The sequence below is a fragment of the Candidatus Eisenbacteria bacterium genome (assembly GCA_016235265.1).
Lineage (GTDB): Bacteria > Eisenbacteria > RBG-16-71-46 > RBG-16-71-46 > JACRLI01 > JACRLI01.
In genome coordinates, this window is sequence record JACRLI010000014.1 from 76382 (window position 1) to 97149 (window position 20768).

18 protein-coding genes are annotated in these 20768 nt (G+C 70.9%); 9 read left to right on the plus strand and 9 right to left on the minus strand.

The window, feature by feature from the left end; all coding sequences use genetic code 11:
* The first annotated feature begins 33 nt into the window (after positions 1-33).
* Both thyX and HZB25_06895 read left to right on the plus strand, forming a co-directional pair.
* Positions 34-852 carry an FAD-dependent thymidylate synthase gene (gene thyX / locus HZB25_06890; GenBank protein MBI5836951.1) on the plus strand — a complete coding sequence of 273 codons (819 nt, stop codon included), beginning with the start codon at positions 34-36 and terminating at the stop codon, positions 850-852.
* 6 nt (positions 853-858) lie between these two features.
* Positions 859-2565 carry an NAD+ synthase gene (locus HZB25_06895; GenBank protein ID MBI5836952.1) on the plus strand — a complete coding sequence of 569 codons (1707 nt, stop codon included), beginning with the start codon at positions 859-861 and terminating at the stop codon, positions 2563-2565.
* A 164-nt stretch (positions 2566-2729) separates the two neighbouring features.
* Here the strand turns inward: HZB25_06895 and HZB25_06900 are convergent, their stop codons facing one another.
* Positions 2730-2933: a cold-shock protein gene (locus HZB25_06900; GenBank protein ID MBI5836953.1), complete on the minus strand. Its 204-nt coding sequence runs from the start codon at positions 2931-2933 to the stop codon at positions 2730-2732.
* Between the two features lie 393 nt (positions 2934-3326).
* On the opposite strand from HZB25_06900, the gene HZB25_06905 reads away from it, so the two are divergent.
* The gene (locus HZB25_06905; protein ID MBI5836954.1) at positions 3327-5423 is read left to right on the plus strand and encodes a M1 family metallopeptidase; all 2097 of its coding nucleotides are present in this window, start codon (positions 3327-3329) and stop codon (positions 5421-5423) included.
* A gap of 103 nt (positions 5424-5526) precedes the next feature.
* Positions 5527-6093, plus strand: coding sequence for a cytochrome c (locus HZB25_06910; protein MBI5836955.1), 567 nt, complete (start codon positions 5527-5529; stop codon positions 6091-6093).
* Positions 6094-6265: 172 nt separating this feature from the next.
* Here the strand turns inward: HZB25_06910 and HZB25_06915 are convergent, their stop codons facing one another.
* Together HZB25_06915 and HZB25_06920 are read right to left on the minus strand one after the other, a co-directional pair.
* Positions 6266-8797, minus strand: a complete 2532-nt coding sequence (locus tag HZB25_06915; GenBank protein ID MBI5836956.1) for an oligopeptide transporter, OPT family — start codon at positions 8795-8797, stop codon at positions 6266-6268.
* 135 nt (positions 8798-8932) lie between these two features.
* Complete coding sequence (locus HZB25_06920) at positions 8933-11635, minus strand: GreA/GreB family elongation factor (GenBank protein MBI5836957.1); 2703 nt, start codon at positions 11633-11635, stop codon at positions 8933-8935.
* A 189-nt stretch (positions 11636-11824) separates the two neighbouring features.
* Here HZB25_06920 and HZB25_06925 point away from each other — a divergent pair, with 189 nt between their 5' ends.
* Genes HZB25_06925 through HZB25_06935 form a run of 3 tightly spaced genes read left to right on the plus strand, consistent with a single transcriptional unit; the run spans position 11825 to position 14339 of the window.
* The gene (locus HZB25_06925) at positions 11825-12499 is read left to right on the plus strand and encodes a class I SAM-dependent methyltransferase (protein MBI5836958.1); all 675 of its coding nucleotides are present in this window, start codon (positions 11825-11827) and stop codon (positions 12497-12499) included.
* A 57-nt stretch (positions 12500-12556) separates the two neighbouring features.
* Positions 12557-13606, plus strand: coding sequence for an aminotransferase class I/II-fold pyridoxal phosphate-dependent enzyme (locus HZB25_06930; GenBank protein ID MBI5836959.1), 1050 nt, complete (start codon positions 12557-12559; stop codon positions 13604-13606).
* A 19-nt stretch (positions 13607-13625) separates the two neighbouring features.
* A complete protein-coding gene (locus HZB25_06935) occupies positions 13626-14339 on the plus strand; it encodes an SDR family oxidoreductase (GenBank protein ID MBI5836960.1) in 714 nt (237 codons plus the stop codon).
* A gap of 60 nt (positions 14340-14399) precedes the next feature.
* On the opposite strand, the gene HZB25_06940 is transcribed toward HZB25_06935, so the two are convergent.
* The 6 genes from HZB25_06940 to HZB25_06965 form a co-directional block, all read right to left on the minus strand.
* Positions 14400-14732 (minus strand): hypothetical protein, encoded by a 333-nt coding sequence (locus tag HZB25_06940; protein MBI5836961.1) that lies wholly within the window; start codon positions 14730-14732, stop codon positions 14400-14402.
* Between the two features lie 14 nt (positions 14733-14746).
* Positions 14747-14983 (minus strand): hypothetical protein, encoded by a 237-nt coding sequence (locus tag HZB25_06945; protein MBI5836962.1) that lies wholly within the window; start codon positions 14981-14983, stop codon positions 14747-14749.
* The gene (locus HZB25_06950) at positions 14980-15471 is read right to left on the minus strand and encodes a sigma-70 family RNA polymerase sigma factor (GenBank protein ID MBI5836963.1); all 492 of its coding nucleotides are present in this window, start codon (positions 15469-15471) and stop codon (positions 14980-14982) included. Before HZB25_06950 ends, HZB25_06945 begins: the two co-directional genes overlap by 4 nt.
* Before the next feature lie 155 nt (positions 15472-15626).
* Positions 15627-16010 carry a response regulator gene (locus HZB25_06955; protein MBI5836964.1) on the minus strand — a complete coding sequence of 128 codons (384 nt, stop codon included), beginning with the start codon at positions 16008-16010 and terminating at the stop codon, positions 15627-15629.
* A gap of 110 nt (positions 16011-16120) precedes the next feature.
* Positions 16121-17101: an alpha-ketoacid dehydrogenase subunit beta gene (locus HZB25_06960; protein ID MBI5836965.1), complete on the minus strand. Its 981-nt coding sequence runs from the start codon at positions 17099-17101 to the stop codon at positions 16121-16123.
* Positions 17098-18147 (minus strand): thiamine pyrophosphate-dependent dehydrogenase E1 component subunit alpha, encoded by a 1050-nt coding sequence (locus HZB25_06965; GenBank protein ID MBI5836966.1) that lies wholly within the window; start codon positions 18145-18147, stop codon positions 17098-17100. Before HZB25_06965 ends, HZB25_06960 begins: the two co-directional genes overlap by 4 nt.
* Before the next feature lie 141 nt (positions 18148-18288).
* On the opposite strand from HZB25_06965, the gene HZB25_06970 reads away from it, so the two are divergent.
* Entirely contained in the window at positions 18289-19953 is a 1665-nt protein-coding gene (locus HZB25_06970) for an MFS transporter (protein ID MBI5836967.1), read from the plus strand.
* On the plus strand, positions 19950-20726 hold the full coding sequence (locus HZB25_06975) for a GNAT family N-acetyltransferase (protein MBI5836968.1): 777 nt from the start codon (positions 19950-19952) through the stop codon (positions 20724-20726). The genes HZB25_06970 and HZB25_06975 overlap by 4 nt, the downstream gene beginning before the upstream one ends.
* Positions 20727-20768 lie beyond the last annotated feature (42 nt).

A 20768-nucleotide genomic window follows, 5' to 3' on the forward strand; every position in this document is an offset into this window, starting at 1 on the left:
CCAATCTCCCCGCCCAACCCCTATCATCCGCTCATGCCGACCCAGAACGAGACGGAACAGTCAGCCGGCGCGCGCGCCCCGCTGCGCGTCCTCCACGAGCCCGAGGTCTACCTCGTGGGCCGCCAGGTCGTCGATGACTCCGAGATCCAGCGCTTTCTCGACGACCACCAGGCCACCTGGTCCACCGACACCGAGGTCGGCGCCGAGGCGCTGGCCGAGGCCGGCGGGCGGCTGTGCTACATGAGCTTCGGCAAGGGCCGCAAGACCAACCGCGAGTTCCTGGAGCACATCGTGGAGGTGGGCCACGGCAGCGTGCTGGAGCACGCGGTGTGGAACTTCGTGTTCACCGGCGTGTCGCGCTCGCTCACCCACGAGCTGATCCGCCACCGCGCCGGGTTCGGCTACTCGCAACTGAGCCAGCGCTACGTGAACGAGAGCGAGGCACCGTTCATCCAGCCCGACTGCATCGCCGCCGACCCGGCGCTGGACGCGCTGTGGCGCGAGGCCGTGGATGGCGCGCGCCGCGCCTACGACGCGCTGGTGGCCGGCCTCGAAAGGAAGTTCTCCGACGTGGAGGACCGTACCCTCCGCCGCAAGATGGCCCGCCAGGCCGCGCGCAGCGTGCTGCCCAACGCCACCGAGACACGCATCTTCGTCACCGCCAACGCCCGCGCGCTGCGCCATTTCATCGAGATGCGCGGCAGCGTGGCGGCCGACGAGGAGATCCGCAAGCTGGCCCTGAAGGTGCTCGCCATCATGCAAGGCGAGTCCCCCAACCTCTTCGGTGATTACCGCATCGAGACGCTTCCCGACGGCACCCGGGTGGCGTCCACCCCGCACGGCAAGGTCTGATCCCTGATGTTCCGCATCGCACTGGCCCAGGTGAACCCGGTGGTGGGGGACCTGCGCGGCAACGCGGACCGGATCCTCGACTTCGCGCGCCGCGCCGCCGAGAAGGGCGCCGACCTGGTGTGCTTCCCCGAGCTGGCCCTCACCGGCTACCCACCCGAGGACCTGGTGTTCCGCCGCAGCTTCGTGGAGGACAACCTGGCGGAACTGGACCGCCTGGCGCGCGAGGCGCCGGGCCTGGCGCTGGTGGTGGGTTACGTGGACCGCGGCGCGGGCGAGGATCGGCGCGCCCGCAATTCCGCCGCGCTGATCCAGGGCCAGCGGGTCACTGCGCGCTACCACAAGATCCTGCTCCCCAACTACGACGTGTTCGACGAGCAGCGCTACTTCGAGCCCGGGGACGCGTGCCCGGTGGTGGACGTGGGCGGGGTGCCCATCGGGCTGATGGTGTGCGAGGACATCTGGTTCCGCGAGGGGCCGGCGCGCGAGCAGGCGATGTCCGGCGCACGGGTGCTGGTGAACCTGAACGCCTCGCCCTACAGCGTCGGCAAGCGCGAGCTGCGCGAGCGCATGCTCGTCCGCCGCGCACTGGAGAACGGCGTGTTCATCAGCTACACCAACATGGTGGGCGGCCAGGATGAGCTGATCTTCGACGGCGGCTCGCTGGTGTTCGGCCCCGACGGCCGCATGCTGGCGCGCGCCCCGCAGTTCGAGGAGGCGCTGCTGCTGGCGGATCTGGACGTATCGGACGCCGCGCGGGCGGCCGGAGGCGCGCGCGCGACCGCCCCGCCGGACGTGGTGCCCACGGCGGCGATCACGGTCGCCTCCCGCCGGCCGCTGGGCTACGACGTGGCGCCCACGCTGGAGGTGGAGGAGGAGGTCTACGGCGCCCTGGTCCTGGCGGTGCGCGACTACGTGCGCAAGAACGGCTTCAAGGACGTGGTGATCGGCTTGAGCGGCGGGATCGACTCCAGCCTGGTGGCCACCATCGCCGCCGACGCGCTGGGCGCGGCGCACGTGCTGGGCGTGATGATGCCCTCGCGCTACTCCAGCGAAGGCAGCGTCTCCGACGCCGAGTCGCTGGCCAGGGCGCTGGGGATCCGCACCGAGATGATCCCCATCGAGGCGCCGTTCGCGGCCACCATGGAGCTGCTGGAGAAACTGCTGGGCGAGGGCGCGCACGGGCTCACCGAGGAGAACCTCCAGGCGAGAATCCGCGGGAATCTCCTGATGGCGATCTCCAACGCACGCGGCTCGCTGGTGCTCACCACCGGCAACAAGAGCGAGATGTCCACCGGCTATTCCACTCTGTACGGGGACATGGCCGGCGGTTTCGCGGTGATCAAGGACATCGAGAAGACGCTGGTGTTCCGGCTGTGTTCGTGGCGCAACGACCGCGGGGAGCGCGACGTGATCCCGCGCTGGGTGATCGCCAAGCCGCCCTCGGCGGAGCTGCGCCCCAACCAGCGCGACACCGACTCGCTGCCGCCCTACGCGGTGCTGGACCCCATCCTGCGCGGCTACGTGGAGGAGGACCTGCCGGTGGAGGAGATCGCCGCGCGGGGCTTCGACGCGCCGCTGGTGCGCAGGGTGATGGAGATGGTGGACCGCAACGAGTACAAGCGCCGCCAGGCGCCGCCCGGGCCGCGCATCACGCACCGGGGGCTGGGCAAGGACCGCCGCATGCCGATCACCTCGAAGTACCGGGAGCGCTGACGCGCGGCCCCCGCCGCGAGCCGCCGCCCTGTTGAACACGCGGGCCCGCCCGGATGCTCCCACCCGGGCGGGCCCGCATTTTCATCCTTCCGGCGGCGCGGCCGATGGCGGCGCCGCCGCGGTGCCAAGGGCGCCGGCCTCCCGGGCCGGGCCCTGTCGCTTCCCTACTTCGGGTTGACGTTCGCCGCCTGCAGGCCCTTCGGGCCCTGCACCACGTCGAACTCCACCGGCTGGCCCTCCTTGAGGGTCTTGAAGCCGTTGCCCTGGATCGCGGAGTAGTGGACAAACAGGTCTTCACCACCCTCCTGGCTGATGAACCCGAAGCCCTTCACCTCGTTGAACCACTTCACGGTACCATTCGCACGCACGGAACTGTTCACCTCCTTCAGTCCTGCCGGGGCCGCCGCGTGGCGACCGTCGCGCCACCCGCCGTGCCCCGTGAAAAAAACAGCCGCAGAAGCCCTGGATTCAGCCCCTGCGGCATACCTCTCGTGCAGCACGTGCAGCCAAATCAATCCCCAACGAAGTCTAGATTTGGGTCCGCGTGGTGTCAACGCGAAAGTGCCGTGGCGCCGCACGGAAGCGCCGTGCGTGTGAGGCGCGCCGGTTCGGATCGCGTCGAAGGCGCCGGCGCCGGCGGACGGGCGGGAATCCCAAAGGGCGGGAATCCCGCGTTGAGCCCGAGCCGTTTCCGCGATACCATCATGAGCGGGAGATCGCCTCTCCTCCGCGCGGTCCCCCCCGGAACCGGAGACACCCGCATGCGCTGCACCGCGTCCCGACTCGCACTTCTCCTGGCCGCCATGCTTACATCCGCCTGCGCCTCGCGGGCGGCTCTTGCGCGCGCGGTTCCCGCGCCCGGCGTGAATGCGCCCGCGCCCACCGGTGGGACTTCCGCGCCCGCGCCTGCCACACCCGCAGCGGAGCCCTTCCCCTTCGAGCCCGACCGGGAGCTTCCCGCGCACTCGCTGAAGCCCTCCATGGCCGCGGCCGAGAGCCTGCACTCCTACGACGCGCTGCACTACCGGCTGGACCTGGACTTCCCGTGCCTGGGCACCAGCCTGTCGGGCACCTGCGCGATCACCCTGCGCGCGTCGGCCCCGCTGGGGACCGTGACCTTCGATTGCGTTTCCCTCAACGTGGATGCCGTGACCCAGCAGGAAGCCCCCGCGCCCTTCTCCGTGGCGGGTGGTCAGCTCACGGTGACGCTGCCGCACGCGCTGGCCGCGGGGGAGAGCACGGTGGTCACCGTGACGTATCACGGCCCCGCCGCGCGCGGTTACTACCAGGCGTATCCCGAGACGTGGTTCACGTTCACCGAGCCGTCGAACGCGCGCTACTGGTTCCCGTGCTACGACCAGCCGTGGGACAAGGCCACATCCGAGATTCACGCCACCGTGCCGGACACCATGTTCGTGGCCTCCAACGGCGTGCAGATCGCGCCCCCGGACTGGAACCCGGTGACGCGGAAGAAGACCTATCACTGGGGCACGAACTTCCCGGTCGCCACCTACCTGGTCTCGGTGGCCATCGGCAACTACGCGGAACTGGCCGACAGCGCGGCCTACGTGCCGCTGCGAAGCTACGTGCTGCGCGCCGACTCCGCCAAGGCGGCGGTGGACTTCTCGCGCCTGCCGGACATGGTGGACTTCTACGGCTCGATCTGGGGCCAGTACCCGTTCGAGAACTACGGCATGGCCGCCACCAAGAACTTCGGCGGCGGGATGGAGCACCAGACGCGCACCACCATCTCGCGCGGCTGGATCACCGGCACGCGCTCCTGGGAGAGGGGGTACGCGCACGAGCTGTCGCACCAGTGGTGGGGCGACATGGTGACCTGCCTCTCGTGGCCCAACGTGTGGCTGAACGAGGGCTTCGCCAGTTACGGCGACATCCTCTTCACCGAGCATGCTTACGGTGCGGATTCGGCGCGCACGCGGCTGCGCGCGTGGGCCGTGGCGTACTTCAAGGAAGAGTCCACCTCCAGCTACTCCCTCTACAACCCGCCCTCGAACAAGCTGTTCGGGCTGAGCATCTACTACAAGGGCGCGTGGGCTCTGCACATGCTGCGGCACGTCATGGGCGACAGCGCGTTCGTGCGCGGATGGCGGGACTTCGGCGCCGCCCACCGCTACGCGGGGGCCACGGTGGCGGACTTCCAGGCGGCGATGGAGGCCCGCTACGGCGGCCCGCTGAACTGGTTCTTCGACCCGTGGATCCACGGGAAGGGCCACCCGGTGTTGCGCGTGAGCCGGAACACGGTGCCACGGGTCACGGGCGGGTACTTCAACTACGTCACGCTGGAACAGGTGCAGCCCGGTGGCGGCGTGTTCCGGATGCCGGTGGAGCTCGGGCTGCGCGCGGGCGGGCGCGACACCGTGGTGACGGTCTGGATCGGGCAGGACGGCTCGGCGACTTCCACGTCGCAGTGCACGCTGGAATGGCCGGTGGACAGTGTCACGGTGGACCCCGCTGGATGGCTCCTCTTCCAACAGGCTCCGTCCGGCGCGATCAGCGACACCGGGCCGGGCGGTGGGGCGGCACGGACGCTGCGGTTCACGCGGTCGCAGACTGCGGGGGGGGTGGTGGAGCTGACCTTCGAGGTTCCCGCCGCGCTGTCGGGCCGGCCCGCGGTGCTGGAGGTCTTCGACGTACAGGGCCGGCGGGCGGCCGTGCTGTGGCGGGGGCCGGCCGAGCCCGGAAGGTTCCGGGCCCGCTGGTCGGGGGCCGTGGGAGAGGGCGCCGGGGTGCTGGGCGCCGGCCGGGCCCCGTCGGGACCCTCCGCGGCGGGCGTGTACTTCGCCCGGATTTCCGCCGGGGGGGAGGCCGCCGCCGCGAAATTGCTGTGGATGAAGTAAGGCTCTCCGGGTATCATTAGCGCGCTGGTCCGCATCGTATCCGCAACCTGGCCGCCGCATCCGTCACACCCGTGACGACCCCACAGTCCCCGGAGGGTTCACGATGTTCCGCAGTCGTTTCCGTTCCACGCTGGCCGTATCCGTGCTCGCCGCCGCGACGGTGGCGGTGATCGTCGCCGTCGCTCCGGCAAAGGACGCCGCCTCGCCGACCCTCGTGAAGCGTGGTGCCTACCTGGTGCGCTTCGCGGGCTGTGGCGACTGCCACACGCCCGGCACCTTCTACGGCGCCCCGGACATGAAGCGCGCTCTCTCGGGGAGCGAGATCGGCTGGCAGGGTCCGTGGGGCGTGTCCTATGCCCGCAACCTGACGCCCGACGCCGCCACCGGCCTCGGCAAGTGGAGCGAGGCGGACATCGTCCGCGCCATCCGCACCGGGATCCGCCCCGACGGCCGGCTCCTCAACCCCCCGATGCCGTGGCAGGGCTTCGCGGGCTTGAGCGACGAGGACGCCATGAGCATCGCGGCGTACCTGAAGAGCCTGCCCGCCGTGCACCACAAGGTGCCGGACGGGGTGCCCCCCGGAACGAAGGCGGACGGTTCGATCATCGTGTTTCCGCCGCCGACGGCGTGGGATGCCCCGAGGGGCATGCCGCCGGCAGGGAAGAAGTAGGGCACACATTCCTGCCTGCCTGGCGCAGGCCGTGGAGCCAGCTCGCACAAGCCACGAGGGGCAGGCGTTCGCGCCTGCCCCTCGATCGTCCTGGAGATTCTGCGTCCTGGGTTCGGCAGGCGTGAGACCCCGTCCTTCCGGGGCCGAGATCTGGCAGGCTCGGCGACCTGCCCTACGACTTCCTCCTCTCCGCCAGGATCAGCTCCCGCCCCGCCAGGTACAGCAGGAGCGTCAGGATCGCGAACGGAATCATCGAGAGCAGGTCTGCGTTCGGCCCGTTGAAGAACGGGTTGTGCGCGGTGGACCACGCTTCGAACCTGCCGTTGACGTCGCTCATCATGCCGGCGAGGAAGGCCACCACGATCCCGGCGATGGCGCCGCCGGCGATGTAGCCTGAGGCCATCAGCACGCCGGGGCTCTTGTCGCCCTCGGCGGTGAGCTGCTCGGGAGTGAGCTCGCGGTCCTTGAACTTGGAGTGCTTGAGCCAGCGGTCCACCAGCCAGCGGACCATGCCGCCGACGAAAATGGGAGTGGAGGAGGAGATGGGCAGGTACACGCCCACCGCGAAAGCCAGTGAGGGGATGCCGGCCATCTCCAGCACCACGGCGATCATCACGCCCAGCAGCACCAGGCCCCACGGCAGCTGGTGGTTGAGGATCCCCTTGATGATGTAGGACATCAGCGTGGCCTTGGGCGCGTCGTACTTGGTGACGCTGGTGCCGTCGGGCCGCGTGCGGTGCACGCCGTTGATGCCCGGGTCCACCAGGTACACCGGCACGCCCTGGTCCGTGACCAGGTAGCGGCCCGGCAGGCCGCCGGCGTCGTCGGTCTTCTGCCACACGCGGTAGGTGGCCCCGTCCGCGGCCGCCTGCGGGCCGCGCACCTTCTCGGCGTGGCCCAGCTGGGCCGGAAGCGCGCGCAGCGTCGCCGGGAAGTTGTTCTGGACGCGGTAGGCCACCTTGCCGGCGGCATCCACGAGGTACTCGCCGGGGTCGAGGCCCTTCACCGGCGCCGCGGTGCCCGGCGCCACCGCGAGCACGCGGTAGTCGCCGCGCGCGGGCGGGCGGAGGGCATCCTGGAATTGCGGCAGCGCCTGCGCCGCTTCCGGGGTCAGCGCGGGCGCCTGCCCGCGCACCGCCTCGAAGCCCAGCCGTGGCACGTACACCGTGGCGGCGTCGTTGAGCTTGAGCAGAATCGGTCCCAGCACCAGCGCCGAGGCGAACGCGCCGACCAGGATGGCGATCTGCTGCAGCCGCGGCGTGCCGCCCACAAGGAACCCGGCCTTGAGCCCCTGCGACGTGGCCCCGCCGTTGGATGCGGCGATGCACACGATGCCGCCCACCGACAGCGCGGTGACGTAGTAGGTGGGGCCGGTCCATCCGATCAGCACGAAGATCAGGCAGGTGAGCAGCAGCGTGGCCACCGTCATCCCGGAGATGGGGTTGGAGGACGACCCGATCTCGCCCACCAGTCGCGAAGACACGGTGACGAACAGGAACCCGAACACCACGATCAGGAGCGCCCCCAGCAGGTTCATGTGCAGGGTGCGGAAGATCATGATCATCGCGATCAGCGCCAGGATGCCGCCCACCACGAAGCGCATCGAGATGTCCTGCTCGGTGCGCACCATGCTGGCCGAGGCGCCGGGGCTGGCCTGCACGTCGCGCACGCCCTCCTTCAGGCTGTGCCAGATCGTGGGCAGCGAGCGGAACAGGCTGATGATGCCGCCCGCGGCCACCGCGCCGGCGCCGATGTAGAGCACGTACGCGCCGCGGATCTCGCTGGGGCCCATCTCGCTGATGGGGATGGTGCCCGGCGGCAGCGGGCCGGTCATGCCCTCGCCGAAGTACTTGATCATCGGGATCAGCACCAGGTAGGCGAGCACGCCGCCGCCGCACATGATCGACGAGATGGTCGGGCCGATGATGTAGCCCACGCCCAGCAGCGCCGGGGAGATCTCCGCGGCGATCGAGCCGGACTTGAAGGGCGCGCCGAAGACCTTCTGCGGCGTGTCCTTCCAGCCGCGGAACGCGGCCATGACCACGTGGTACACGAAGCCCACGCCGAAGCCGGTGAAGATGGTGCGCGCCCCTGTGGGTGAGGCCGCCGCGTCGGAGGCCGCCGCGTGCCGCCCGGTGGCCGCCGCGGCGCGCGACTCCGCGGAGGCTCCCGCCACCAGCACCTCGGCGCACGCCGTGCCCTCCGGGTACTTCAGGCGCCCGTGCTGCTGCACGATCAGCGCCCGCCGCAGCGGGATCATCATCAGGATCCCCAGCAGCCCGCCCAGCATGGCCACCAGCGTGACCCGCGCGATCTCCAGGTCGAAGCCCAGGATCATGATCGCCGGCATGGTGACGCCCACCCCGAAGGCGATGGACTCGCCCGCCGAGCCCGCGATCTGCACGATGTTGTTCTCGAGGATGGTGGCGTCGCGCGTGCCCAGCTTCGACAGGATCCGGAAGAAGGTGATGCTCAGCACCGCCACCGGGATGGAGGCGCTCACCGTGAGGCCCACCTTGAGCACCAGGTACAGCGAGGAGGCGCCGAAGACGACCCCCAGCAGCGTGCCCAGGATCAGCGGGACCGGGGTGAACTCCGCGAGCCGGGCCGAGGCGGGAATGTAGGGCTCGTAGGCGGAGACGTCGGCGCCTCCGGGCGAGGCGTGCGAATGACGCTTGGCGGGAACGGGGTTGCCGCTCGACATCGGGCGTGACCTCCGGCAAGGGACATCGAACCGGGAGCGCGCCTTGCGATCAGGATGGAATCGGCGCGCGCGAGAAGGCAGCACTCCGAAAGGAGCCATTGTGCGCACGCGGCGGAAGGGGTGTCAATCAGCCGGTTACAGCAGCGGCGAGTCGTCCTGCACCGGCGCGGGCGGCACGCGCCTGCGGATCTGCCGCACCTCGTACTCGACGTCGGCGCCGCCGTCGCCGGTGAGCGTCACCCGGTCGCCGACCTTGTGGCCCTGCAGTGCGCGGCCCGCCGGGGCCAGGTAGCCCACCACCTCCGGGCCGTGATCGCTGTCGCCTTCGCCCAGGATCCACACCGTGCGCTCGGCGCCGTCCCCGTGGAGCACCACCTCGGTGCCCGGGCCGGCCGAATCCTCGCGGACGCTTATCTCCTCGATCAGGCGAGCGCGGTGAATCAGCGACTGCAGCTGCTCGCAGCGCTGGGTGGTCTGGCGCTGCTTCAGCTTGGCGGCGTCGTACTCGGCGTTTTCCCTCAGGTCCCCCAGCTCCCGGGCCTTGCGGATGGCCAGCGGGATGGTGGTCTTGAGCTCTCGGTCCAGGCGCTCCAGTTCGGTGACGTGTCGGTCGAAGGTGCGGCGGGTCATCAGCGTGGCGTCGGCGTCGGTGGAGCCGGCGCTGGGGATCTCGAGCTTGCGGAATGCCGCGGCGCGGCTCTCCTCGGCGGCGTTGGAAATTGCCGCGGCCGGGGTGGCGCGCAGGAACTCCATGACCGGGAACAGGAAGCGGTCCGAGGAGCGCCAGTGGCGGACCAGTTGCTCCAGCGTGATCGCCAGATCCTCGGGCGGGGGCGCGTTCTTCAGCAGCCGCAGCAGCGCGCCTTCGTTTGCGTCCAGCATGCCGAGCGCCTCCTTCACCACCGGCTCCGGGGCGCGGCCCTCCAGCACCGAGACCAGCGCCAGCACGGCACGCCACGGCTTGAACCACGAGGGGCTCTCCGTCTTGTTCAGCGCCTCGGCGCACAGGGCCACCGCCGCGGCCGGCAGCTCACTGGCGCGCTCCAGCAGCCGCTCCAGCTCCGCCCCGGCGCATTCGCCCCAGCGCTCCTGCAGCGCCCTCTGGCACAGCGCCCGCAACTCCGCCTTCTTCGAGCCCAGGAACGGGGGCAGCAGCGAGGCCCAGCGCGAATGGCGGGTCAGCAGGTCGAACCAGTACTCCTGGTCGCGGACGGAGCTCCAGTTGGGCGCGTCCAGTTCCACCGGGTCCAGCCCGCCCGCGATGGCGGACCAGTCGTCGGCGTCCTCGGGGAACCAGCGGGCCAGCGTGAGCACCGCGGCGGCGCGCTCGAGGTCGCCCAGCCCCGGGTCGGACGCCCACGACTGGAAGTACGGGCGGTAGCGCTTCTTCGCCTCCTCCAGCGCCCCGGGGTGCTGCGCGAGGAAGCGCGTGAGCATGGTGACAGCGGTCTTGGGGCCCTTCTTGGTGTCCAGCCGCGGGAGCGTGCGCCCGGCGGTGCCGCCGTCGCGCACCAGGTGGATCACGTCGCGATAGGCCTCGTGGTCGTCCAGGCGCGGGTGGTCCGCGGCCGCGGCCTTGGCCTTCTTCCACCACGCCGCGAACGACTTGGTGGGAAACCCCAGGTGCGCCAGGTGCTTCTTGAGGTCGCTGCTCTTGGCGGTGCCGCCGAGGTCCTGCAGCGCGTCGGCCAGCACGCCGCCAGGGTCGGTGTCGAAGCGCGCCATGGTGACTTCCCGGTCGCGGGCGAGCTGCGACTTCAGACTGTCGGGGGCGAGCAGGATCAGGCTTTGCTTCGCGAAGTTCACGGTCATGCTGTGCCCGGCCTTGGCCGGGAAGTCGATCTGGACGCGCTGGCCGTCGTTGCTCCGGATGATGCCCAGACCCATGCTGTTGTGCTCCACCACCAGCCCGGGCCTCCACGTCCACAGCTCGTCCCACGACTTCAGGGAGTCGCCCAGGTCGGTCCCGATGCGCGAGATCCCGGAATGGTCCAGGAACTCCTCCAGGTGGGAGAAGCCCGCATGCAGCGAGCGCATGGCCTGCAGCAGCGCCGGGCGGATATTCTCGCCCGCCACCGCGCGCTCCACGGCCAGGCGCAGCGCGCCCACGAGCCGGCGGTCCAGCGGGTCGTGCAGCCAGCGCAGCATGCCCAGGTCCAGGTAGCCGGTCACGCGGTCGGCCTGCCCGGCGCGCATCAGCGGCAGCAGCGAGTCGATGGCCGCCTCGTGCGAGGTGGGCTCGTCGCCCTCCAGCACCGCCAGCATGCATTCATCGAGGGCCGGCCAGTCGGACGTCTCCACCAGCCCGCGCAGCGCCGCCCCGCGCCACTCCAGTTCGCCGCACGAATCCCCGCGTGCGCGGGCCCGCGCCGCCAGCCTGAGCGCGACCTGCGCGCTGCCCTGGTCCAGCTGCCACGCCTGCTCCAGCGCCTGCTCGAGCCGCGCCTCGTCGCCCAGCGATTCCAGCGCGCGCACCTGCAGCCGTGCCGCCGCCGCCGAGGGGTGTGATTCCAGCACCTCCTCCGCCACCGCGAGCGCGGCCGCTGCGTCCCCGCCCTGGAACAGCCGGTCGGCCACCTTCATGAGCTCGCGCTCCCACTCCTCGACCCGGTTGGTGTGGCCGGCCAGGTGGGCGCGCAGGTAGTCGCCCCACAGCGCGGCGCCCTTGCGTTTCTCGAGGTTCTCGACGCGCGCGGCGAATTTCTCGGCCTGCCCGGCGTCCACCGCGTCCGTGGCGAAGGCGGCGAGCGAGGCACGGAGGTCGGCCGTGAAGATGAGGATCTCGTCGTGGAGTTCGCGGGGCAGGCGTTCGTACTGTTGGAAGCGTTCTTCGAGCAAGGGGCCTCCGGGGTTTGCGGCGGATTGCGAACCATGAAGATAGCAGATTCCCCCGGGTTGAGCGAACGGCCCGCCCGCGCCATAATCCGGCGCAGGGCGGGCCGCGAATTCGGGGTCGGGCCGGATCCCCCGCCCGGGATTGGGGGCGCCGTGCCCGGGGCGCCGGGGAAGCCGGGCGGAGGGCCGGAATTGGCCGGGTATTACAGCCGCACCCTGTCGGCCGAACGGCTGCGCGCCTGCTACGAGGTGGCCCCGCCGCGGGCGAAGGCCTACCTGGAGGCGGAGGTCGGGTTCGTGCTGGACCACGCCGGCGCGGGAATGCGCGCGCTGGAGCTCGGCTGCGGCTACGGCCGCGTGTTGCGGCGCCTGGCCGGGGCGGTGCGGTCCACGGTCGGCGTGGACACCTCCCGGGCGAGCCTGGGTCTCGCGCGCGAGTTCCTGTCGGGGCTCCCGGCGGTGAAACTCCTGGCCATGGACGCGGCCCGGATGGGCCTGTCCGACGCCTCGTTCGACCTGACCGTCTGCGTGCAGAATGGGATCTCCGCATTCGCAGCCGACCGGCGGGCACTGCTGGCCGAGGCCGTGCGGGTGACGCGGCGCGGCGGCACGGTGCTCTTCTCCAGCTACGCCGCGAGCTTCTGGGAGGCCCGCCTGGAGTGGTTCGAGGCGCAGGCGGCGAGGGGGCTGATCGGCAGGATCGACCGCCGCGCGACCGGCGACGGCGTGATCGTCTGCGAGGACGGGTTCCGGGCCACCACCGTGGATGCCGCGGGCTTCGAGGCGCTGGCGTCGGATCTCGGCCTGGCCTGCCGGATCGTGGAGGTCGCGAGCTCCAGTCTCTGCTGTGAAATCACGATTCCCTGAGTGTTCCGGCCGGATCCGGCGCGCGCAATCAACTGGAGGCTTCCGTTGGACCCGAAATTGACTGACTTCGGCAGCGACACCGCCACCCGCCCGGGCGCGGCCATGCGCCGCGCCATGGCCGAGGCCGTGGTGGGCGACGAACAGCGCCGCGAGGACCCCACCGTGACCCGGCTGGAGGAGATGATCGCGCCGATCCTGGGACAGGAGGCGGCGGTGTTCCTGCCGTCGGCCACCATGGCCAACGCGATCGCCTTCAAGGTGCACATCCGCCCGGGGGAGGAAGTGATCCTCGAGACGTGGGCCCACCCCGCGAACTTCGAGGGCGGCGGCCCGGCGGGGCTGGCCGGTGCCTCCCTGCGCCTCCTCCCCGGACGGTGCGGAATCTTCACCGCGCAGCAGGTGGAGGAGGCGATCCGGCCGGACGACCCGCACTTTCCGCGCACCCGCCTGGTGTCGGTGGAGCAGACCACCAACATCGGCGGGGGGGCGGTGTGGAGCCTGGAGCAGGTGAAATCCGTGGTGGAGGTGGCGCGGCGACACGGGCTGCGCGCGCACCTGGACGGAGCGCGGCTGATGAACGCGCAGATGGCCGCCGGCGTGCCCGCCGCCCGGTTCGGCTCGTTGTTCGACTCGGTGACGCTGTGCTTCTCGAAGGGTCTGGGCGCGCCGGTGGGAGCGGTCACGGCGGGCTCACGCGCCTACGCCGCGGAGGCGCGCCGCCTCAAGCACATGCTGGGTGGCGCCATGCGCCAGGCGGGTGTGCTGGCGGCCGCCTGCCTGTACGCTCTGGAACACCACGTGGACCGGCTCGCCGAGGACCACGCCAACGCGAGGCTGCTGGGCCAGGGCCTTGCCGCCATCCCCGGCATCACGCTGGACCCGCCCGAGATCCAGAGCAACATGGTCTTCTTCCGCGTGGACGGGCTGGGCCTGACCTCGCGCGAGTTCGTGGCCGAGCTGCTCAAGCACGGCGTGCGCATGGGTTCCAACGTGCCCCCGCGCATCCGCGCCGTGACACACCTGGACGTGGACCGCGCCGCGGTGGACCGCGCCCTGGAGGCCGCGCGCGCGGTGGCCGACGCCGCGCGCGGCGCGGCCCGGCGATGAGGCCGGGGAGGACCGGGCGATGGTCTCACTGAAGGACAAGGTGGCGGTGGTCACCGGCAGCACCCGGGGCATCGGCCGCGCCATCGCGGAGCTGCTGCTGGCCGAGGGCGCCCGGGTGATGGTCTCGGCCCGCGACGCGGCCGCCGTGGACGCCGCCGTCCGGGATCTGGCGTCGCGCGGGCCCGTGGCCGGACGCGCCTGCGACGTGCGCGACCGCGCCCAGGTGGAGGCGCTCGTCGCCGACACGGAGGAGCGCTTCGGGGGCCTGGACATCCTGGTCAACAACGCCGGGGTGGGCGTGTTCAAGGACGTGCAGGCGATGAGCGACGACGAGTGGGACTCGGTGATGCGCACCAACGTGGACGGCGTGTTCTTTGCCTGCCGCGCGGCGGTGCCCGCGCTGCGGCGGAGGGGTGGCGGCGCGATCATCAACATCGGGAGCCTGGCCGGGAAGCAGGCGTTCGCGGGCGCGGCCGCCTACTGCGCGTCCAAGCACGCGCTGGTGGGCTTCTCGGAAGCGCTGATGCTGGAGGTGCGCCACGACCACATCCGGGTGGCGTACGTGATGCCGGGCAGCGTGGAAACGGACTTCGGAGGCTCCGGCCGCCCGGCCGCCCCGTGGAAGCTGTCGTCCGGAGACGTGGCGGAAGTGGTGGTGGGCCTGCTGAAGCAGAACCCTCGCGCGCTGGCGTCCCGGGTGGAATTGCGCCCCAGCGAGCCGCCGCGGAAGTGACCCGCCCGCGCCGCGTGGCCGGCGTCGAAGCCGCTGCGCCGGCGGGTCGTCCCCTTGCGCTCAGGCCCCCGGTTCGGGTCCCGCCGTCCCGGCCACGGGGCCGGGCTCGCAATCGGACCGGCGCGGGTGCATGGAGCCGGCCGGGACGTTGCGCTGCATGTTGGACTTGAACAGGATCTGGGCCAGCAGGATCAGCCCCCACGCCTGCCAGAAGCTGATCGGCTTGATGCCGAAGATGTCCCCCACCGTCTCGCGCCACAACCACGTGACCAGGAAACCGACGCCGATGAACACGCCGATCGCCGCGACCGCGCCGAGCGGGGCGATCCACAGCAGGTTCCGGCGAACGAAGCGCCGCCGGCTTGCGCGTCTTTCCTCGTAGTAGGTGGACATGGTGAACGCTCCTGTCAGATGAGATCGACGCGGTACTCCGCGTCGGTTGCGGTGACGAGATCAACGAGGTAATTGACGTAGCCGAAACCGAGGGCATTCCCGAACGCGCGCGCGACGCCGGCCGCGGCAGCCCGCACCCGCGCCCGGGCCAGGATCCGCTCCGCCTCCGCAAGCACCCGCAGGTCCATCCCGGGCGGCGCCTCCGGAAGCCCGTAGCCGCGCAGCAGGCGCTCAAAGCGGTCGTCACTCATGATTCTTCCAGCTCCCTTCTCAGCCGGGCCAGCGCGTAGTGGTAGCGCGCGATCGCCGTGTTGAGCGGCACGCCCTGGAGCGTGGCGATCGCGGCGAACTCCATGTCATGCCAGGTCCTGAGCACCACCACCTCGCGCTGCTCCTCCGGCAGCGCGAGAAGCAGGCGATTGAGTGCGTCCCGGAGCCCGATCCGCTCCGCGTCGCCCGCGGGGGCGGCCAGCAGCTCGACGTGCGCCTCGTCCAGGGCCATCTCGGGCCGCCGCCGGAGCCGGTCCAGGCAGCGGTTGCGCACCGAGGCGTACAGGTACGGCCCGCCCCGCCGGGGCGCCTTGCCGGCCGCCAGCTGCCGGACCCAGCCCAGGAACGCGTCCTGCACGGCGTCCTCCGCGGCGTCGGGGTCGCGCACCAGGCTCAACGCGTACTGGTGCAGGCGCGTGCGGTACTCGCGGTAGAGCCCGGTGAATGCCGCCTCTTCTCCGCGAGCCATCTCCGCGCTCCGTTCCCGGTCCGGGTCCACGTGCCTCCGATCGCTGCCGTCACTCTCCATGACGTGGGGGAGCCCCCGAATATTGCATCCGGTGTGAAATTCGCGGGCGGGATGCCTCCTGGAACCTGCGGCCTGCGGCCGTTCCCGGTCAGGGGCTAGCCCGGGTGGGGGGTCGCCCGCGCCAGCAGCTCGCGCGCGGCCACCAGAAGATCCGTGAGGTCGGAGGGCTTGGGGAAGAAGCGGTCGGCGCCGGCCTTCACCGCGCGGTCGCGGTAGGCCGGCTCGGCGTTGCCGGAGAGCACAATCACCGGCACGCCGGAGAGGCGCGGCGTGGCACGCACCTTCTCCAGCACCTGGAACCCGTTGCCGCGAGGCAGGCCGAGATCGAGGAACACCAGGTCCGGCGGCTCGCGCAGCAGCGCCTCCAGCGCCTGTGCGCCCGTGGATGCGGAGGAGACGTCGTAGCCATCCTGCTGCAGGCGGTAGGAGAAGATCCGGACGAGATCGTCGTCGTCGTCCACGACCAGGATGCGGCTCATGCCGTCAGTCTACGCCGGGGCGGCCGGGGCGGGCAACCGCCGGGAAGCCCGATGTTCACGACCGGCCGCGGAGGCGCGTCCCGCATGCCGGGCCCCGGACACGATGGCGGTCAGTATCTTGCGGTATTCCTCGCGACTTCCAGCACCTTCGCGGCGTTCGGCAGGTAGAACTCCTCCAGCGGCGGACTGAAGGGCACCGGGGTGTCCAGCGCCGCCACCCGGCCCACGGGCGCGTCCAGGTACTCCAGCGCGTGCTCGGCGATCTCGGCGGCGATCTCGGCGCCCACCCCGCCGCGACGGCGGTCCTCGTGGGCCACCACCACGCGGTGCGTGCGGCGCACGCTCTGCATCACCGTGTCCAGGTCCATCGGTACCAGGCTGCGCAGGTCGATCACCTCCGCCTCCACGCCCTCCGCCGCCAGCGTCTGCGCGGCCTCCAGGGCCATGGCCACGGTGGAACCGTAGCCCACGAGGGTGAGGTGCCGGCCCGGACGGCGCACCGCGGCCTGACCCAGCGGCACGCTGAAATCGGCCTCCGGCACCTCGTCGCGCACCCGGCGGTACAGGAACTTGTGCTCCAGGTACAGTACCGGGTTGTCGTCGCGGATGGCGGAGACCATCAGCCCCCGGGCGTCGTACGCGGTGGCGGGAGCCACGATCTTGAGCCCCGGCGCGTGGAAGAAGTACGCCTCGATGTTCTGCGAATGGAACGGGCCGCCGTGCACCCCGCCCCCGGAGGGGCAGCGCACCACCATCGGGACCTTGAATCCGAAGCGGTAGTGCAGGGTGCCGGCGTTGTTCACCAGCTGGTTGAACGCCAGCGAGATGAAGTCCGCGAACTGCATCTCGGCCACCGGCCGAAGTCCGCGCAGGGCCATTCCGATGGCCATGCCCACGATGCTGGACTCCGCCATCGGGGTGTCCAGCACCCGGGCCTCCCCGAACTCCTCGAGCAGGCCCTCGGTGACCTTGAACGCCCCGCCGTACGCGCCGATGTCCTCGCCCAGGCACACCACGCGGCGGTCGCGGCGCATCTCGCCGCGCAGTCCCTCCCGGATGGCCTCGATGTAGGTGCGCGCCGGCACGGTCATACCCCCCCGCCGAGGGTGCGGCCGGAGCCGCCCTCGGCGTACACCCCGCGCGCCGCCTCGGCGGGCTCGGGCATGGGGCTCTGCTCGGCCCACGTCACCGCGGCGTCGATCTCCCCGGCCACCCGCTCGGTCCACGCCGGCACGTCCGCCTCGTGCAGCACGCCGTGGCGGAGCAGGTAGCGCTCGTAGCGCGCCACCGGGTCGCGGCGCCGGCCCTCCTCGATCAGTTCGCGGGGCACGTACTGCGCGGGGTCGTGCACCGAGTGGCCCATCATGCGCATGGTCTCGCACTCGAGCATCGTGGGCCCCTCGCCGCGGCGGCCGCGTTCGGCGGCCCGGCGCGCGGCGGCGTACACCGCCAGGATGTTGTTGCCGTCCACGCGCACCCCGGAGATGCCGTAGCCGGCGGCGCGGTCGGAGATGTGCTCGCAGCGGTACTGCCGGTTCACCGGCGTGGAGTAGGCAAAGCGGTTGTTCTCGACCACCAGGATGAACGGGATGTCCAGGACCGCGGCGAAGTTCAGGGCCTCGTGCACCTCACCGATGCTGGAGCCCCCGTCGCCGATGTAGCTCATGGTGACCACCGTGCGGCCGAGGACCCTGCCGGCGTAGGAGATGCCCACCGCCACCGGCAGCATGGCCCCGATGTGGCTGATGCAGCCCACGATCCCCAGCTCCGGGTTGGCCAGGTGGACGTTGCCGTCCTTGCCGCCGGTGGGGCTGGTGGCCTTGCCCATGTACTGGGCGAAGATGTACTTGAGCGGCTGCCCGCGGGCGATCTGCGCGCCCAGGTCGCGGTGCAGGGGCAGCAGCACGTCGCCCGGGCCCAGGGCGAAGGCCGAGCCCACGGTGGTGGCTTCGTGCCCGTAGCCGGGGTACAGCCCGCCCACCACCTTGCTCTGCTTGAACAGGCTCACCAGGCGCAGTTCCAGCTCGCGCGCCAGGCGCACGTGGTGGTAGAGGCCGATCAGCGTCTCGCGGGGGATGTCCCCGTAGTCGTCGTCCGGGATCTCGACGAGGTCGCTGGTCGCGCGGGGCTCGGACATGGGTGGCCGGATTCCTGACAGGTGGGGGTGGGGCGGCCGATGATCAAGCCCACGATAGCAGCCTCTCACGGCCGGTGACAAGCGGCGCGGATTTCTGTGCTATCCTGCCTCGTCACGTCCACCTTCAACCATGGAGTCCGCATGGCGACCACAGTCCAAGCGGCGGCCGCGCCCGGGGATCCCAAGCCTTCCATAGGGAACCAGATCGGCTCGCTTCCGCGCTCCTACTGGATGGTGAACATCATCGAGATGTTCGAGCGCCTCGCCTACTACGGCGTGCGCGTCGTGATCCCCATCTACATCGCGCAGGCCGACGCCATCGGAGGCCTGCACTTCACCATGGCGCAGAAGGCCAACATCTTCGCCATCTGGGCGGCGGTGCAGACCTTCGTGCCGCTGTTCTCGGGCGGCTTCGCCGACCGGTACGGCTACAAGCGCACCATTGCGGCGGCGGTGGCCATCAACGTGATCGGCTACCTGCTCATGGCCACGCAGCGCGAGTACCTGCCGTTCCTGCTGGGCTGCTGCACGCTGGCCTTCGGCACGGCCATCTTCAAGCCGGGGGTGCAGGGCACGCTGTCGCAATCGCTCTCCAAGGTGAACAGCGGCGTGGGCTGGGGCATCTTCTACATGATGGTGAACGTGGGCGCGTTCCTGGGCCCGCCGCTGGCCCACGAGCTGCGCGGCCTGTCGTGGCCCATGCTGTTCATGGGCTGCGCGTGCATCATGGCGCTCAACTACCTGATGCTGCTGACCTACCCCGAGGTGGGGGCGGGCGGCCACGGCGAGGCGACCGAGGTGAAGAAGCGCGGCGTCTCCGACTTCGTGCGCCTGGCGGTGCTGATCGGGATCGGCCTGGTGCTGGCCCGGGTGCTGTTCTGGGGCAACCACAACGCGGCCGTCGCCAGCGTGGTGGACCTCACCATCTTCGGGGTGCTGCTGCTGATCCTGAAGGGCCAGGCCCAGCCGGTGAACAAGCAGACCGGCACGCCGCTGGACGTGCTGGTCACCACCTTCAGGAACCTCATGCAGCCCACGCTGCTGGCGTTCATCCTGATCATGTCCGGCTTCTGGCTCATGTTCATGCAGCTCTTCGACCTGCTGCCCAACTTCATCGAGGACTGGGTGGACAGCTCGCAGATGGTCGCGGCGCTGCACGTGCCGCAGTTCATGCTGCAGCAGGGCTCGCTGCGCGGGCCGCAGATGTCCCAGGAGTGGATGATCAACTTCGACGCCGGCCTGGTGATCGTGGGCGTGGTGTTCGTCTCGTGGCTGGTCTCGCGCATGCGGCGCATCATGTCCATCACCATCGGCATGGTGATCGCCACCGCCGGGCTGGTGCTCTCCGGCTACACCACTTCCGGGTACCTGTGCCTGCTGGGCATCCTGGTGTTCGCGGTGGGCGAGATGCTGGCCTCCCCGAAGCTCAACGAGTACCTGGGCGTGATCGCGCCCCCGGGCCAGAAGGGCCTGTACATGGGCTACGCCAACGTACCCTTCGCGATCGGCTGGGTGAGCGCCTCCAAGCTGGGCGGCTACGTGTACGGCGAATGGGGCGAGAAGGCCAAGCTGGCGCAGGACTACCTGGCGCAGCACCACCAGATCACCGGCGTGTCCCGGCCGGAGGCGATGCAGAAGCTGCTGGCGGTCACCGGCCTGAACCACGTGGACGCCACCAGCATGCTGTGGAACGCCTACCACCCGGGCCGGCTGTTCTTCGTCTTCGGCGTGGTCGGCATGCTGTCGGCCCTGCTGATGCTGGCGTACTCGCAGTGGGTGAAGGGCATGGAGTCGCACAACGTTTGAGCGACCCTGAGGACCGCGGCACGGAGGGCACGCTGGCGCTGGTGAGCCTCGCGGAGCGCCCCGACCTCCGCGAGGCCATGAACGCGCACAACCGCGCGGCGTGGCCGGAGCTCATGTTTCACGACCCCGTCGCCAACCGGCTGTGGGGGAACCTGTACGAGCACTTCGCCGGGTTCCAGCTGCTGCTGCTGGAGCCCGGCGGGCGCCCTTGCGCCGCGGCGAACTCCGCGCCGCTGCGCTGGGACGGCACCGACGCCGACCTGCCCGCGGGCTGGGACGACCAGTTCGAGCGCACCGTGGCGGACCGCGCCGCCGGTCGCGAACCCGACACGCTCGGGGCCCTGCAGATCGTGGTGGCGGGCTCCCGCCGCGGCGACAGGCTCGGCGGGCGGATGCTCGGTGCCCTGCGCTCCCTGGCGGGCGAACGCGGCTTCCGGGCGCTCATCGCCTGCGTGCGTCCCACCCTGAAGGATCGCTATCCCACCATCCCCATCGAACGCTACGCCGGATGGACCCGCGACGACGGGCTGCCATTCGACCCGTGGATCCGGCTGCACGCGCGCCTGGGCGGGCGCATCGCCCGCGCCGCGCCGCGGTCCATGACGATTCCCGGCAGCGTGCAGGAATGGGAGAAGTGGGCCGGGATGGCCTTTCCCGGGAGCGGCGACTACGTGGTGCCGGGCGCGGCGGCCCCGGTGCGCATGGACCGCGAGGCGGGCACGGGTGTGTACCACGATCCGAACGTGTGGATGGTGCACGCGCTGGGGCGTTGAAGCCCGGGACACCCCCTCGCCGGGCCCTCTTTCCACCGCCGC

What these genes read in the sequence shown, in the direction of transcription:
- thyX (MBI5836951.1), top strand. Translation starts at nt 34, where the DNA reads ATGCCGACCCAGAACGAGACGGAACAGTCAGCCGGCGCGCGCGCCCCG.
- HZB25_06895 (MBI5836952.1), top strand. Translation starts at nt 859, where the DNA reads ATGTTCCGCATCGCACTGGCCCAGGTGAACCCGGTGGTGGGGGACCTG.
- HZB25_06905 (MBI5836954.1), top strand. Translation starts at nt 3,327, where the DNA reads ATGCGCTGCACCGCGTCCCGACTCGCACTTCTCCTGGCCGCCATGCTT.
- HZB25_06910 (MBI5836955.1), top strand. Translation starts at nt 5,527, where the DNA reads ATGTTCCGCAGTCGTTTCCGTTCCACGCTGGCCGTATCCGTGCTCGCC.
- HZB25_06915 (MBI5836956.1), bottom strand. Translation starts at nt 8,797, where the DNA reads ATGTCGAGCGGCAACCCCGTTCCCGCCAAGCGTCATTCGCACGCCTCG.
- HZB25_06935 (MBI5836960.1), top strand. Translation starts at nt 13,626, where the DNA reads ATGGTCTCACTGAAGGACAAGGTGGCGGTGGTCACCGGCAGCACCCGG.
- HZB25_06940 (MBI5836961.1), bottom strand. Translation starts at nt 14,732, where the DNA reads ATGTCCACCTACTACGAGGAAAGACGCGCAAGCCGGCGGCGCTTCGTT.
- HZB25_06945 (MBI5836962.1), bottom strand. Translation starts at nt 14,983, where the DNA reads ATGAGTGACGACCGCTTTGAGCGCCTGCTGCGCGGCTACGGGCTTCCG.
- HZB25_06950 (MBI5836963.1), bottom strand. Translation starts at nt 15,471, where the DNA reads ATGGCTCGCGGAGAAGAGGCGGCATTCACCGGGCTCTACCGCGAGTAC.
- HZB25_06955 (MBI5836964.1), bottom strand. Translation starts at nt 16,010, where the DNA reads ATGAGCCGCATCCTGGTCGTGGACGACGACGACGATCTCGTCCGGATC.
- HZB25_06960 (MBI5836965.1), bottom strand. Translation starts at nt 17,101, where the DNA reads ATGACCGTGCCGGCGCGCACCTACATCGAGGCCATCCGGGAGGGACTG.
- HZB25_06965 (MBI5836966.1), bottom strand. Translation starts at nt 18,147, where the DNA reads ATGTCCGAGCCCCGCGCGACCAGCGACCTCGTCGAGATCCCGGACGAC.
- HZB25_06970 (MBI5836967.1), top strand. Translation starts at nt 18,289, where the DNA reads ATGGCGACCACAGTCCAAGCGGCGGCCGCGCCCGGGGATCCCAAGCCT.